Source organism: Nonomuraea sp. NPDC049028 (assembly GCF_043197735.1).
In the GTDB taxonomy this organism is placed as follows: Bacteria; Actinomycetota; Actinomycetes; order Streptosporangiales; family Streptosporangiaceae; genus Nonomuraea.
The window spans coordinates 446,994-462,557 of sequence record NZ_JBICTR010000002.1 but is presented as its reverse complement, the minus strand read 5'-3'; the positions used below and the strand labels follow the sequence as shown (position 1 = coordinate 462,557).

Below are 15,564 nucleotides of genomic sequence, written 5' to 3'. Positions count from 1 at the left end.
TTTTGGTTAGTTGGCGTAGGTGAAGAAGCCGCGGCCGGACTTGCGTCCGTGCAGGCCGGCGTCGGTCATCTGCTTGAGCAGCGGGCACGGCCGGTACTTGCTGTCGGCGTAGTGCTCGTACAGCACCTCGACGCTGTAGAGGATGGTGTCGACGCCGATCAGGTCGGCGGTCTCCAGCGGCCCCATGGGGTGGCCGAAGCAGCTGCGGAACACCTCGTCGACGGACTCGGCCGTGGCCACGCCCTCGTGGACGAGGTAGGCGGCCTCGTTGACGGTGAGCATGAGCACCCGGTTGGAGATGAAGCCGCACGAGTCCTTGACGTCGACGGCCCGCTTGCCCATCGCGGCCAGCAGGTTCCTGGTCCGCTCGATGGTGTCGGGGGTGGTGTGGAAGCCGGGGATCAGCTCGACGGCCGGCTTGGCGGGCACCGGGTTCATGAAATGTACGCCGATGACCTTGTCCGGACGGCCCGTCACGGCGCCGACCTTGGTGATCGGAATGGCCGAGGTGTTGACGACGAACACGGTGTCGGGTCCGCAGGCCGCGTCGAGCGCCTCGTAGACCTCCCGCTTGACGTCCCAGTTCTCGGTCACGTTCTCGATGACGATCTCCGCCTTGGCCAGGGCGTCGGCGCCGACGGCCGTGGTGATCCTGGCGAGGATCGCGTCCGCGTCCAGGGCCGGGCCGCCCATCAGGCGGCTCATCCGGCTGTTGCGCTCGATGTTGGCGAGCGCCTGCTTGAGGATCTGCTCGTCCTTGTCGACCAGGACCACGTCGTGGCCGGTCTGGGCCAGGTTCTGGGCCACTCCTACGCCCATCACACCGGCGCCCACTACGCCGATCACTGTCATGACTCTGCTCCATTCACTGGGTTGTGTCTCACCGGCCGCGTCTGCGGGCGGCGGAGGCTTCGAGTCCCGATCGGCGCAGCTGGGCACGTACGTGGCTGCCGCCGTCGGCGCCGGTCCCGAGCACGTGGCCCGCGCCCGAGGACATGGCCTCGATGGTCTGGCCGAGTGCCGACACGGTCGGCGCCTCGTAGAGGATGTGCGGCGGCAGCTCGTCCAGCTCGAACGCCCGGCGCATCGCGGCCACGATGCTGACGCCGAGCAGCGAGTTGCCGCCGAGCTCGAAGAAGTTGTCCAGGACGCCGACCCGGTCGAGCTTGAGCGAATCGCACCAGATGCCGGCGATCTGCTCCTCGGCCGACCCCGACGGCTCCTGGTAGGGGGTGACCAACTCGGGACGGGGGTGCCGCTCGCCGCTCACGCCACCCACGGCGGGCGAGGTGACCGCCTCCAGGTTGAAGCGCGAACTGCCGAGCACCACCGTCGGGAAGTCCTGCGTGGACACCACGACCCGGGACTCACCGCTGGCCAGGGCGCGCAGCAGCGCCCGCCAGCCGTCCTCGAAGTCGATGCCGACACGGGCCCGGTTGTCGCGGAAGAACTGCTGCAACGCGCCGTCGTACCCGGCCAGGCCCTCCTCCCAGGCGTTCCAGGTCCACTCGCCCCAGTCGATGGCCAGGACCCGCCTGCCGGTGTCGGCGAGCTGATGGGCGTACCCGTCGAGGAAGGCGTTGGCGGCGCAGTAGTCCACCTGCCCCGGCCCGCCGCCGGTCGCCGAGGTGATGGAGGCGAACAGCACCAGGAAGTCCAGCTCGACCTCATCGGGCCGGCCGATGCGCAGCGCCTCGGCGATGGCCAGGGTGCCGCCGATCTTCGGGGCGAGTACTTGGTCCAGCTCGTCGGACCGCTTGAACTGCATCAACCCCATGCCGGGGACGCCCGCTGCGTGGAGGACACCGTGGAGGGCACCGAACCGCTCGACCGCCGTGTCCACGGCCCGGCGGACGTCCTCGGGCTTGCTGACGTCGCCGGTGACGATCTCGACCCGGCCGCCGAGTCTCTCGATCTCGAGCACTTGGGCGATTCGCCGCCGGGTCGCCTCCTCGGCCGTCCCCACACCGTTGGGCCCCGCGCTCGCCAGGATGCGGGACCACTCCGCTCGGGGTGGCAGGCCGCGGCGGGCGAGCAGGACGAGGTTGGCGTGGCAGTCGCGGGCCAGCCGTGCGGCCAGGCCGAGGGCGATGCCGCCGAGCCCGCCCGTGATCAGGTAGACACCGCCTTCGCGGAGCGTCTCCAGGTCCGGATCGGCCGCCATGGTCTCGTAACCGGGCACCCAGCGTCGACCGTTGCGCAGCGCCACGATCCGGTCGGCCTGCGGCCTCCGCAACTCGGCCGCCAACCCACCGACCACCGAACCGCCCCTGCCGCTGGTTGCCAGGTCGATGAGGCGGGTGGCGACCTTCGGGTACTCCAGGGGGATCACCAGGCAGGGACCGATCAGCGTCGCGCCGTCCGGGTTGGACACGTCGTCGCCCAGTACCTGCTGCGTGCCGGTGACGGCGACGTCCAGGGACCAGTCGTCGGTGCCGGACTCCGCCGCCGCCCTGGCCAGTGCGACGAGCGTGTGCAGGCCGTACCGGATGGTGGTGTCGCCGGTAGCGGCGTCCAGCGTCCAGAGGTGGACCACCCGCTCCAGGGGCCGGCCGGCGGCGCGCAGGTCGCGCAGCAGCGAGAGCGTGTCGCCCACGCTGCCCGGCCGCACCGTGTAGCCGTCGGGGGTGGCGGTGTACGCGTCGCCGGGGCGTACCAGCGTGACCGTGGCGCCCGCCGTCCGCCGCAGCTCGGCGGCGACCTGGTCGGCGAGCCCCTCGCGGGTGTAGACCAGCCACGAGCCCGGCTGCTCACCCGGCGCTGGCGCGGCGGTCTGCCGCCACACGGGCAGGTACATCCACTGGTCTTCCGGCAGCCTGGGCAGGTTCGTGATCGCCTCGAACAGGTTGTCCGGGTCGAGCGCCGGCAACGCGCCGACCGGCTGCCGCCGCGCACCGGTCGCGGGCGGGTCGATCCAGTAGCGCTGACGCTGGAAGGGGTACGTCGGCAACGGAATCCGCCCCGGCAACCCGGCACCGGACACATCAGCCGCCCCGGCGGCGAGCCCGGCATCGGACCCTGCGGTGTGCCCGGTGTTCCGGTGTCGGCCGTGGTGGGCGGCCCAGTCGAGGTCGGCGCCGAGCAGCCACAGCCGGGCCAGGCAGCCCGCGAGCACCTCGTCGTCCGGGCGGCTGTCGCTGCCGCCGGGCAGCGCGTTGAGGATGAGCGGCCACCGCTGCGGCGGGCATCCGGCGGCGCGCACCAGGGCGCCGAGCGACTGCCCCGGGCCGATCTCGACCACGGCCAGCTCCGGGTCGGCGAGCAGCGCGTCGACCCCGTCCGCGAACCGTACGGTCCCGCACATGTGCCGGGCCCAGTAGCCCGGCTCGCACACCAGGTCCGCGTCGGCGATCCCGCCGGTCACGTTCGAGATGTACGGCAGGGCGGGCGGGTTGAGCTGGACGTTCGCCTCGACCCAGGCGGTCAGCTCGTCACTCAGCCGGGCCAGCATCCTGGAGTGGAAGGCGTGGGTGGTCTGCAGCGGCCGGCACGGGATCTCGGCCCGCCGCAGGTCGGCGAGGAGCCCGTCCATCGCCTCGACCGGACCGGCGACGACCGTCACCTGCGGGCCGTTGACGGCGGCCAGGTCCAGCCCCCGCTCATCCAGCCTCAACCGGCGGCGCAGCTCGCTCGCGGGCAGCGACACGGCGACCATCGAGCCGGGCGGCACACCGTCGATCAGCTTCGCCCGGTACGCCACCAGCGCGATGGCGTCCGGCAGCGACAGGACTCCGGCCAGGCAGGCGGCGACGTACTCGCCGAGGCTGTAGCCCAGCATGATCCGTGGCTGTACGCCCCAGGTCATCAGCGTGCGGGCCAGGGCGTACTCGACGGCGAACAGGGCCGGCTGGACGACCTCCGTACGCTCCAACACGCCGACCCGCTCGTCCCCACCCGAGCCAACGGAACCGCCCGAGCCCGTGCGGCCCAGCAGGGCGGCGAGGTCCGGTGCGCTGCCGCGGCCGCCCGCGAGCAGGTCCGCGAGGTCCACGTCGCCCAGCGGCCCGCGCAGGAGCTCCAGGCATTCGTCGAGCGCCGCGCGGAACTCCGGCTCGCGCCGGTACAGCTCGGTGACCAGCCCGGGATACTGCTCCCCCGCCCCCGCGAACAGGAACGCCACCGGACGCCCCTGAACCGTGTCGACCCGGCTCAGCACGCCAGGGTTCGCCGACCGCACATCGAGGTTCGGCGATCCCCCACTCAACACGCCGGGCGTCGGCGACTCCCCGCCCAGCACGGCGGCGGCCGACTCAACGCTGTCGACGACGGCGACACGCCGATGCTCGAACGTCTTGCGCCCCACCTGGAGGGTGAACGCCACATCCGCCAACCGGATATCGGGCGACGAGGCCAGGTGCCGCCCAAGGCGCTCGCCCGCCTGGTCGGCCGCGGTGGCGTTGCGCGCGGACACGGGCAGCACCTGGTACCTGCGGGAGGACTCGGGCGAAACGGGCGGCGCCGGGGGCCGGACAGGCGCCTCTTCGACGACCATGTGCACGTTGGTGCCGCCCATGCCGAGCGAGTTGATGCCCGCGATGCGCGGCCGCCCGTCGCGGGTCCGCCACGGGGAGAGCTCGGCGTTGACGTAGAAGGGGCTGTTCTCGAAGTCGATCTCCGGGTTGGGGCTGGTGTAGTGCAGGCTGGCCGGGATCACCTGTTCGCGCAGCGCGAGCGAGGTCTTGATCAGGCCGCTCGCGCCCGCGGCGCGGTCCAGGTGCCCGATGTTGGTCTTCACCGAGCCGATCGGGCAGTACTGCGTCTGCTCGGTGTCGCCGAACGCCCGCGTCAGCGCCGCCAGCTCGATCGGGTCGCCGAGCTCGGTGGCGGTGCCGTGCGCCTCGATGTAGCTGATGTCCTCGCCGGTCACCCCGGCGTCGGCCATCGCGTCAGCGATCACCCTGGCCTGGCCGACCACGCTCGGCGCGGTGAAGCCGACCTTGAGCGCGCCGTCGTTGTTCATCGCCGAACCGCGGATCACGGCCCAGATGTGGTCGCCGTCGCGTACCGCGTCCGACAGCCGCTTGAGCAGCACCACCGCGGCCCCGTCACCGAACATGCTGCCCCGCGCCCGCGCGTCGAACGTCCGCACGTGACCGTCGGGCGACTCCTGCCCGCCGGGCCCGAACTTGTGCCCGACCCGATCGGGCACCCGGATCGACACGCCTCCGGCCAGCGCCAGCTCGCATTCGCCGTTGCGCAGGCTCTGCACCGCCAGGTGCGCCGCGACCAGCGAGGTCGAGCAGAACGTCTGCACCGCGACACTCGGCCCGTACAGGTCGAACAGGTAGGAGACCGTCGTGGTGAGCGCGTCCTTGTCGTTGCCCATGATGATCTCGTAGTGGCTGACCTCCTCCTCGTCGTTGAGGAGGTGCTCGCCCATGCGGAGCAGGTACGTGCTGATGTTGCTGCCGCCGAACACGCCGACCCGGCCCCTGCTCTCCGGCACCGCGTACCCGGCCTGCTCCAGCGCCTCCCAGCACACCTCGATGAACGCCCGCTGCTGCGGATCGGTGATCGCGGCCATCCGGGGGCTCAGGCCGAAGAACGCGGCGTCGAAGCCGCTGACGTCGTCGAGCACGGGGCGGGCGGGGACGTACGAGGGGTCGTGGATGAGGTCGGGGGCCACTCCGGCGGCCAGCAGCTCTTCCTCGGAGAAGAAGCTGATGGATTCGACGCCTTCACGGAGGTTGTTCCAGAACGCACCCACGTCGGTGGCGCCCGGGAAGTGGCCGGCCATGCCGACGATGGCGATCCGCCGGTCGTCGTCCATGTCGCTGCCGGAGCCGGAGCCGATGCCGGAGCGGTCGACAGGTCCGGCGGCGCCTTCCACGGCCTTCCGGGCGACCCGCTTGGCCACCGTCGCGGTGCGGGCACTCGTCTTCCCGGTACGGCCGGCGCCGGCGCCCTTCTCGTCGAGGATTCCGGCGAGCGTGTGCACCGTCGGCGCCTCGAACAGCATCACCGTCGGCACCGCGATCCCGAACCGCTTCTTCACCAGGGCCAGCATCTGCAGCGCGACGAGCGAGTTGCCGCCGAGGTCGAAGAAGTTGTCCCTGGTCCCGACCGGCTCGATGCCGAGCACGTCCGACCACAGCTCGGCCAGCGCCCGCTCGGTCGCGGTCAATGGCGGGCTGTACGGCTGGGGCAGCTCGGGACGGGGGAACCGGGTCCCGCCCGCCCCCGGCTCCGGCCCGGCCACCACCCGGGGCAGCCGGTCGTCGAGACCGCCAGCAGCCACCACAAGGCTCGGCCGATCGTCGGCCACCAGCCGGTCGAACGCCGCCAGCCCCTCCTCGGTGCTCATGGCGTGCGCGGCCATCGCGGCGCCGATGCCGCCTTCCATGCCTTCGAGCGTCCGCGACCACGTGTCCCAGCTCGCGGCCACCCACCGGGTGGGCGAGGCGGCGGTGTCGTGCGCGACCGCCGTCAGCGCGGCGTTCGCCGCCGCGTAGCTACCGAACGTGATGCCGCCCAGCAGCGACGACGTCGAGGAGAACAGCAGGCAGAAACCGGGCGCTCGCTCGGCGGGGAGCTCGGCGAGCACCTCACGCAGGACCAGCGCGCCTGTCACCTTCGCACCGAAGTGTCTGGCGACGGCTTCCTGGTCGAGGTCGCGCATCGACAGGAACGTGTCCCGGCCGGTCTCGGCCGCGGCATGAATCACCCCGTCGAGCCGCCCGCCCTCCCGCAGCACCTCGGCCAGTAGGGCGCGCATCGCGTCGGCGTCTGTCACGTCGGCCTGCGGTGTCAGTACTTCGGCCCCGAGCGCCCGCAACCGCTGGACGCCCTCGTGGCGCGGGTCACCGGCCGTGGCGGGCACGCCGCCCCGGCTGGTGAGGATCAGCCGGGCGGCTCCGGCCCGCACCAGGTGCTCGGCCACCAGCAGCCCGACGTCCCCGAGACCACCGGTCATCAGGTACGTCCCACCGGGCCGCACCCCCAGACCGGCCGTCAAGTTTCCGCCCGACCCGACCGCCTGCTCCCCTTCCGGGCTGACCGTGTGCGCTCCGTCCGGGTCGGCGGGGACGTAGTCGCGGGTGTGGCGGCGTCCGTCGCGGTAGGCCACCAGAGCGTCGGTCGCCGGATCGCGGAGCTCGGCCACCAGGTCCCGGGCCGTCGCGGCGACGTCGGCTCCCACCTCGACGTCCACGCAGCGGCAGTCGAGGTTGAGGTACTCCTGGTTGGCGACCAGCGGCAGCGTGGCGGCGGCGGCGTGGCCGGGGTCCGGCACCTCGCCCGCGACGACCGCCTGGCCGCCTCGGGTCGCCACGATGATCCTGGTGCTGTCACCGCCCTCGCTGCCCCAGGCGTCCAGCATCCGGGAGAGCGGCAGCACCACCTGGCGCCCGTCGCCACCGGAGCCGGCGTGGTCGAGCAGCCGCAGGTCGAGCAGGACTGTCGGGGTCTCGCTCGCCAGGCTCCTGGCCAGGGTGGCGTGGTCGGCCGCCGACTCGGGGTCGATCGTGTAGCCGCCGGTCATCTCGGCGAACGCGCCGCCCGGCCGTACCAGCACGATCTCGGCGCCGTCGGAGCCCAACGACTCGACGACCGCGTCGGCGACCCCGCCGGTGTCGGCGAGCACCACCCAGCGCCCGGCCGCACTCGAGGCGATGGGAGCAGCCGGTACGTCGATCGCGACCCAGCGCGGGACCATGAGCTGGACGTGCGGAGCCGCCTCCTCAGGAGGGGGAGCCAGAGCGGCGGCGACCGGGGCGGGCCTGGCCTGGTGGCGGGGCGGGTCGATCCAGTAGCGCTCCCGCTGGAACGGGTAGCTGGGCAGCCCCACCTTGCGTACCGGACGATCCTGCCGGTATCCGGCCCAGTCGACCGGCACGCCCGCCAGCCACAACCGCCCCAGGCCCTCGGCCAGCACGGTGCCGGCCGGGCGGGGGTCGGCGGCGGCGGGGAGCGTGGAGACCACCAGCGGCCAGCGGTCCCGGGGGCAGTCGCGGTGACCACGGGCCATCGCCCCGAGCGACTGTCCGGGGCCGATCTCCAGCAGCGCGAGTTCCCCCTGTTCGAGCAGCGTGCCGAGCACGGCGTCGAACAGCACGGGCCCGCACATGTGCCGCGCCCAGTAGCCGGGGTCGGTCGCCTCGGAGGCGGTGATGAGGGCGCCGGTGACGTTCGAGACGTACGGGATGCGCGGCTCTTCGAGCGTGATGTGGGTGGCGATCCAGCGGGTCAGCTCGTCGCGTACCGGCTCCATCATGCGCGAGTGGAACGCGTGGCTGGTGGCCAGCGGCCGGCACGGCACCGACTCGCCCCCCAGGAACTCCCTGACCGCCTCCATCACGGCGGGCGGACCGGCGAGCACGGTGAGTTCGGGGCCGTTGACCGCGGCCACGTCGACATCGGTGATGCCCGCCCGGTCCAGCCGGGTCCGCAGGTCGTCGGCGGCCAGCGGCACGGCGCTCATCGCGCCGGCCGGGAGCGCGTCGATCAGCCGCGCGCGGTAGGCGACCAGCGCCAGCGCCGAGTCCAGGGTGAGGACGCCCGCCAGGCAGGCGGCCACGTACTCGCCGAGGCTGTAGCCGGCCAGCAGTGCCGGTTCGATGCCCCAGGAGCGTACGAGCTGGGCCAGGGCGTATTCGACCGCGAACAGGGCGGGCTGCAACACCGCCGTGGGCATGGTGTCGACCGGCGCCGCCTCCCGCCCGAGCAGCCGGTCGAGCCCGGCGGCCTGGCCGGGCTGCCTGGGGAGCAGCAGCTCGGCGAGCGGGTCGACCCCACCGAGGTGGTCGCGGAGCGTGGCCCGGCACTCGTCGAGCGTCTGCCGGAAGACCGGCTCGGTCTCGTACAGCTCGGCGGCCAGGCCCGGGTACTGCTCGCCGGTGCCCGCGATGAGGAACGCGACGGGCCGGTCCGCGCGGCTGTCCGCGCGGGCCAGCACCCCGGCGTCGCGCAGCCCGGCGACGGCCTCGTCCACGGTGGCGGCGACCAGCATCCGGCGATGCCCGAAGACCTGCCGCCCGGCCTGCAGCGTGTGGGCGACGTCGGGCAGGTGCGGGTTGTCGGGATCGGCCGCAAGAGGGTCGGTCGTCGCACTGGCCGCGGCGGACCCGAGGTGGCCGGTCGCGGCGGACGTGAGGTGGTCGGCGAGGCGTTCGGTCATGGCGTCGGCCGCGGCGGCGGACCGCGCGGACCACACCAGCAGTTCCGGACGCGACGCCGCGGCCGAAACCGGAACGGAGGGCACCGGAACAGCGGGCGCCTCTTCCAGCACCACGTGCGCGTTGGTCCCGCCGATGCCGAACGCGCTCACCCCCGCCCGCCGGGTCCGGCCGGGCCTGCGCGGCCAGGCGATGAGCCTGGTGACCACCTCCAGCTCGGCCTCACCTGCGCTGAGCTGCGGGTTGGGCTCGGTGAGGTTGCGAGTGGGCGGGATCTCGTCGTGGCGTAGGGCGAGGGCGGTCTTGATGAGGCTGGTGACGCCGGCCGCCCGGTCGAGGTGGCCGAGGTTCGTCTTGACGGAGCCGATCAGGCACGACTCGTCGTGGAACACCTGCTGCAGCGCCGCCAGCTCGGCCGCGTCACCGAGCGCGGTGCCGGTGCCGTGCGCCTCGACGTAGTCGATGTCGGCGGGCATCAGCCCGGCACTGGCGAGCGCCTCGGCCATGACGGCGGCCTGGCCCTGTACGCCGGGAGCGGTGAAGCCCACCTTCCTACCAGCGTCGTTGTTGACGGCCCAGCCCCGGATGACGGCGTAGATCTGGTCACCGGCGGCCAGCGCGTCCTCCAGCCGACGCAGCGCCACCACGCCGACGCCGCTGCCGAGCGGGCTGCCCAGGCCGCCCGCGTCGAAGGCCCGGCACTCGCCGTCGGGCGGCGCGATGCCGCCCTGCTGGTACAGGTAGCCGACCCGGTGCGGAACGTTGACCGCGACGCCGCCCGCCAGCGCCAGGTCGCACTCGAACCCGGCCAGGCTGGAGGCCGCCGCGCAGACCGCGACGAGCGACGTGGAGCAATAGCTCTGCACCGCGTAGCTCGGGCCCGACAGACCCAGGGTGTGGGCCACGCGCAGGGTCAGCGAGTCCTTGTCGTTGGCCAGGCCGAGGGCCAGCTCGCCCATGGTGGCGGCGATGTCGTTCGGCATGAGGTTGTGCTGCAGGTACGAGCTCCAGCCGGACCCGCCGAAGACGCCGATCGCGCCGTCGAAGCGGGTGGGGTCGCACCCGGCGTCCTCCAGTGCCTCCCAGCTGTGCTCCAGGAACAACCGGTGCTGCGGGTCGAGGATCTGCGCCTCCTTCGGGCTGAACCCGAAGAAGCCCGCGTCGAACAGCTCGACGCCGTCGATCACCGCCCCGGCCTTCACGTACCCGGGATCGGCCAACAGGTCCTCGGGCACTCCGGCGGCCCGCAACTCGTCATCGGTGAACCGGGTGATGCCGGAACGGCCATCACGGATGTTCGCCCACAATCCGGCCACATCGGCGGCGCCGGGGAACCGCCCCGACATCCCGACTATCGCAATGTCATTGCCGGAGACCTCGCCGGCCAGCTCATCAGTCACGTCAACGGTCCTTATCTCGGGACTCAAGCTCAAGTCGGGCTTCATTTCCGTCCGCCCCCGGAACGGGCCCGGCGCCGTCGCTGCCCCCGAGCCGAGCTGGTGGTGAGTGCCTGCCGTGCGGAGCCGTCGTCCGACCGCTCCAGCGCGGTCGCGAACTCCGCGACCGTCGGGTGCTCGAACAGCACCGCGGGCGCGATGGCCACGCCGAGCTCCTTCTCGATGGCGAGCACCATGGCCATGCCGACCAGGGAGTTGCCTCCGAGGTCGAAGAACGGGTCGTACACGCCGACCTGCTCGATGCCCAGATAGGCGCCCCACAGGTCGGCGATCTTGGTCTCGGTCTCGGTCCTGGGCGCCACGTACTCGGTCCGCAGCAGCGGCCGCGGGAACCGCTCCCCACGAGGCGCCGACGCCGCGCCGACCAGGGCGTCGAGGTCGATCATGGACGACCAGTCGCGCAGGACGTCCCGCAGCGGCTGGCGCGCGGCCAGGACGCTGCCGTGGCCGCCGGTCACGATCCGGTCGAGGAACGCGCAGCCCGCCTCCTCGGCGAACCCGTACCTCTCCCGGTAGGCGGTCACCCGCTGGGCGAGGCTGGAGGCGCCCTTGAGGGAGTCGGCCTGCCAGTCGTCGTGCTGCCACGGGCCCCAGGCGACCGACACCACCCTGGTGGACGGCGCGGTGGCGGCCAGCGCCTCGCCGTACGCGTCGAGCACGGTGTTGGCCGCGCAGTAGTCGCCCTCGCCGATGCCGCCGAACGCGGTCACGGCGGAGGAGTACAGGACCAGCAGCTCGGGCCGCTCCTCGGCAGGGGTGTCCGGGCCGACCAGCTCGGCGAGGGGTCCCATCGCCAAGATCTTGGGCGCGAGCACCGCCCCCGCCTCGGCCACGGTCCGCCGCTGCACCATCCCACCCGCCGGTACGCCGGCCGCGTGGACCACGCCGGTGAGCATGCCGAAGTGCTCCCGGCACTGGCGTAGCGCCCGCCGCAGCTCGTCGGGGACACCGGCGTCGGCGGTCAGCAACAACACCTCGGCTCCGGCTGCCTCAAGCTCGGCAACGTCTGCCAGACTCCGCGCCACCTTCCCGCCCGACTCGGGCAGGGCGGCGTTCAGGGGGGTACGGCCTACGAGGGCGAGCCGCCGTACTCCGGCTCGCACCAGGTGCTTGGCCAGCCCCATGCCGAGTCCCCGGGCACCACCGGTGATCAGGTAGACGCCGTCAGCCCGCCACGGGCTCCCGATCGGCTCACCCTGGTCCGGGACCTCGCCCCAGCTCTTCACCCAGCGACGGCCGCGCCGCCAGCCGGTCAGCCGGTCGTGCGCCTCGTCGGGCTCCCTGAGCAGCTCGTGGACGAGCTGCCCGGCCGCCTGCGGATCGTCCTCCGGGTCGAGGTCGACACCGCTCCAGGTCAGTCCGGTGTACTCGTGGTGCGCCGCCCGCCCGAGCCCGTGCGCCACGGCCCGGTACGGCGCGAGGGCGTCGCCACCCAGGATCTCGGCGGCCCCTTGGGTCACCGTCAGCAGCCGTACCCCCTGGCGCGCGGGCAGCTCACCAAGCGCCTGTACGGCCAGCAGCAGGCTGTCGAACCCGTACCCGATGGCCGCCCGCAGCTCCGCGTCGCTGGCGTACACCGGGGTGGTGGCCGTGGCGAGCCGGCTCCACAGATGGACCACATGCACCGGCCCCGGCTCGGTGACGGCGGCGAACACCTGGGCGTAGTGCTCGGGCACAGCGGGATCGATGACGATACGGCGACCGTCCTGCCGCAGCCCGGTCCCGGCGACGACCTCGATCACCTGGGTCCCTGCTGCTGCGACCGACTCGGCGAGCGCGGCACCGACCCCCGCTGAGTCGGCGAACACCACCAACGGCCCACTGAGCCGTACAGCAGGTGCGACGCCCCCAGGACGGCCGTCGCCAGAGGCGAGGTGCACCGGGCCAGGGCGGGAGGCGAGGTGCGTCGGGGTGGGGCGGGTGGTGTCCTGCTGCCAGATCGGGGCGAAGGCGAAGTCGGCCGGTTTGGCGGGCCGGTCGGTTCGGGGGACGTCCCGGCCCTGGTCCGGCCAGAAGCGGGTGCGCTGGAACGGGTAGGCGGGCAGGTCGACGAGGCGGGCGCCGGTGGGGCGGGTGGGCTCCCAGTTCAGCGTGACGCCCAGCTCCCACAGCCGCCCGCACGCCTCCAGCAGCTCGGACCGCGCGTCCCGCCGTTCCCCGGCCGTCCACAGCGGCGGCAGGGTGCCGAGTACGGTGGCCGGCCGGTCGGACAGGTTCTGCCGGACCAGCCCACCGAGGGTCTGACCGGGGCCGAGCTCGACGAATACGTCTACTTCCTGGACGTTCACTCCCTGCGAGACGCAGTGCCGTACGGCGTCGGCGAACCGGACCGGGCTGACCAGCTGATCGGCCCAGTACTGGGAGCTGGTGGCCTGCTCGGCCGTCAGCGCGACGCCGGTGAGGTTGGACACGATGGTGGTGGCCGGTGCCTGGCGCGGCACGGAGTCAAGCAGCGCGGCCAGCTTCTCGCGGGCCGGCTGGAGCAGCGACGAGTGGAACGCGTGCGCGGACCGCAGCGGCCGACAGGCGATGCCCTCGGCGGTGAGGCGCCGGGTCACGGCCTCGATGTCCTCGGGGCGCCCGCTGAGCACGGTCATCGAAGGCCCGTTGAGCGCCGCGACGTCCACCTCGGCCTCGGCACCGACAAGCAGTTCCCGTACGCGGTCCTCGCCTGCGGCGACGGCGACCATGCGGCCCGGCGGGGCGGCGGCGATCAGGCGGGCTCGTTCGGCCACCACGTACAGGGCGTCCTCGAGGGTGAACACGCCGCCGAGGCAGGCCGCCACGTACTCGCCGAGGCTGTAGCCGATGAGCAGGTCCGGGGTGACGCCCCAGTGGGACAGGAGCCGGGCGAGCGCGTACTCGACGGTGAAGAGGAACGGGTGCGCGATCTCGGCGTGGCTGAGCGGGTCGTCGGCCCGGTCCTGCCCAGAACCGTCACGACCCAGCAGCGCCACGAGGTCCCCGTCCGAGGGCCGCGCCCGGTCCAGGCCCGCAGGCCGAGCCGGGTCCCCGCCCGATGGCCGTGACGGGTCCACTACCGAGGGCCGTGCCTGGTCGGCGACGGGCTTCGCATCGTCGCTCCGGTCGTCGGCGGGGCCGAACAGGGGGCGCAGGTCCACGCCGCACCGATCGGCGGCCAGCTCGACGCAGCGGTCTACCGCCTCGGCGTAGACGGGCTCGGTGCGGTACAGCTCCCTGCCGAGGCCGACGTACTGGTCGCCGACGCCGGGCAGCAGGAACGCGACCCGGGGACGGCCCTTCACCCGATGCACGCCACCCTCGGTGGCGACGCGGCCCAGCAGGCGTACGGCGTCCGGGAGGTCGGCGCAGACCAGGGCCCGCCGGTGATCGTGCTCGGCGCGACCGGCCTGCAGCGTGCGAGCCACGTCGGCCAGGGCCGCTGCCGACCGGGCCGTGTCCGGCCGGGCCGCCAACGCCGCGGACAGGCGCCCGGCGTGCTCTCGCAGGGCGGCGTCACTGGCCGCCGACACGGGCAGCACCAGTGCCCGAGCAACGCCGTGCCCGGCGACGGTGGCTTCCGGCAGGTGGTTGGACGACCTCTGGGAATCGCCGGGCTCGGGGGCGGATTCCAGGATGACGTGGGCGTTCGTGCCCGACCAGCCGAACGAGCTCACCCCCGCCAGCCGCGGCCCCGGCCCCGTGAATGCCTGTGGTGTCCCGGCCATCGGCACTACCGTCCCGTCCTCCGGGATCGCCGCCGCCGGTTGCGACAGGTGCAGGTTCGGTGGGATCAGTTCGTTCTCCAGCACCAGGACCGTCTTGATCAGTCCGGCCACCCCGGCCGCCGCCTGGGTGTGGCCGATGTTGGTCTTCACCGCGCCGACCCGCAGCGGTCGAGTGCCGGGGCGCTGGCCGAAGACGTCGTGCAGGGCCGACAGCTCGATGGCGTCCCCCAGGTGGGTGCCCGAGCCGTGCGCCTCCACGTACGAGATGTCCTGGGGGGTGACCCGCGCGGCGGCCAGGGCGCGGCCGATCACGTCGGCCTGGGCGCTCCGGCTCGGGGCGGTGAGACCGTTGCTGCGGCCGTCCTGGTTGACGGCCGAGCCGCGGATCACCGCGCGGATGCGCCGGCCGTTCTGGATCGCCTTGGACAGCGGCTCCAGCACCACGACGCCCCCGCCCTCGCCCATGACGTAGCCGTCGGCGCTCGCGTCGAACGTCTTGCACTTCCCGTCCGCGCACAGCATCGACGCCGCGCACGCCTGGATGAAGGTGCTCGGATGAAAGGTCATCGACGCCCCGGCGGCGATCGCGAGGTCGCATTCGCCGCGCCGCAGCGCCTCCGCCGCGAGGTGGACCGCGATCAGCGAGGACGAGCACGCCGTGTCGATGGCCATGGTGGGGCCGCACAGGTTGAGCAGGTACGCGATGCGCCCGGCCGCGACGCTCATGGACGAGCCCTGGCCCAGGTACGGGTCCGCGAGCGCCTCCGCGCCGTGCCGCTCGAGCTGGAGCCTGCCGTACTGGAGGCTGTCCATGTAGCCGACCATCACGCCGGTACGGCTGCCCGACAGGCGCGACGGCGGCGCGCCCGCGTCCTCCAGGCCCTCCCAGGCCAGTTCGAGCAGGAGGCGCTGCGTCGGGTCCATCCGCAGGGCCTCGCGCGGCGAAAGACCGAAGAACTCGGCGTCCCAGCCGGCGATGTCCGGCAGGAAGGAGCCGTATCTGGTGTACATGCCGCCGGGGGTACGCGGGTCGGGGTCGTAGTAGTCGTCGATGTCCCACCGGGAGGACGGCACCTCGGTGACCGCGCTGCCGCCGTCGCACAGCAGGTTCCAGAAACCCTCGACCGTGTCGCCGCCGCCGGGGTAGCGGCACGCCATCCCGATGATCGCGATGGGCTCGTGCTGACGATCTTCGGCCTCGGCGAGGCGGCGGCGCGTCTGGGTCAGTTCGACGGTGACGCGCTTGAGATAGTCGCGAAGTTTGTCCTCGGTCGCCATCGGACGAGCCTTTCCGGTAACGAGAGT

Annotated in this window: 3 protein-coding genes; all 3 read right to left on the bottom strand. The window is 73.0% G+C overall.

Features of this window, described 5'->3' with window-relative positions; all coding sequences use genetic code 11:
• Nucleotides 1-6 precede the first annotated feature (6 nt).
• From ACGFJ2_RS08320 to ACGFJ2_RS08310, 3 genes are read right to left on the bottom strand one after another with little or no spacing between them, the layout of a single operon-like run.
• Nucleotides 7-852 carry a 3-hydroxyacyl-CoA dehydrogenase NAD-binding domain-containing protein gene (locus ACGFJ2_RS08320; protein WP_357942093.1) on the bottom strand — a complete coding sequence of 282 codons (846 nt, stop codon included), beginning with the start codon at nucleotides 850-852 and terminating at the stop codon, nucleotides 7-9.
• Between the two features lie 28 nt (nucleotides 853-880).
• On the bottom strand, nucleotides 881-10,513 hold the full coding sequence (locus tag ACGFJ2_RS08315; protein ID WP_393466060.1) for an SDR family NAD(P)-dependent oxidoreductase: 9,633 nt from the start codon (nucleotides 10,511-10,513) through the stop codon (nucleotides 881-883).
• A 41-nt stretch (nucleotides 10,514-10,554) separates the two neighbouring features.
• Nucleotides 10,555-15,537 (bottom strand): SDR family NAD(P)-dependent oxidoreductase, encoded by a 4,983-nt coding sequence (locus tag ACGFJ2_RS08310; RefSeq protein ID WP_393466057.1) that lies wholly within the window; start codon nucleotides 15,535-15,537, stop codon nucleotides 10,555-10,557.
• Between the last annotated feature and the right edge of the window lie 27 nt (nucleotides 15,538-15,564).

Excerpts from the sequence above, each read along its gene's own strand:
- ACGFJ2_RS08320 (WP_357942093.1), bottom strand. The coding sequence starts at position 852 with ATGACAGTGATCGGCGTAGTGGGCGCCGGTGTGATGGGCGTAGGAGTG.
- ACGFJ2_RS08310 (WP_393466057.1), bottom strand. The coding sequence starts at position 15,537 with ATGGCGACCGAGGACAAACTTCGCGACTATCTCAAGCGCGTCACCGTC.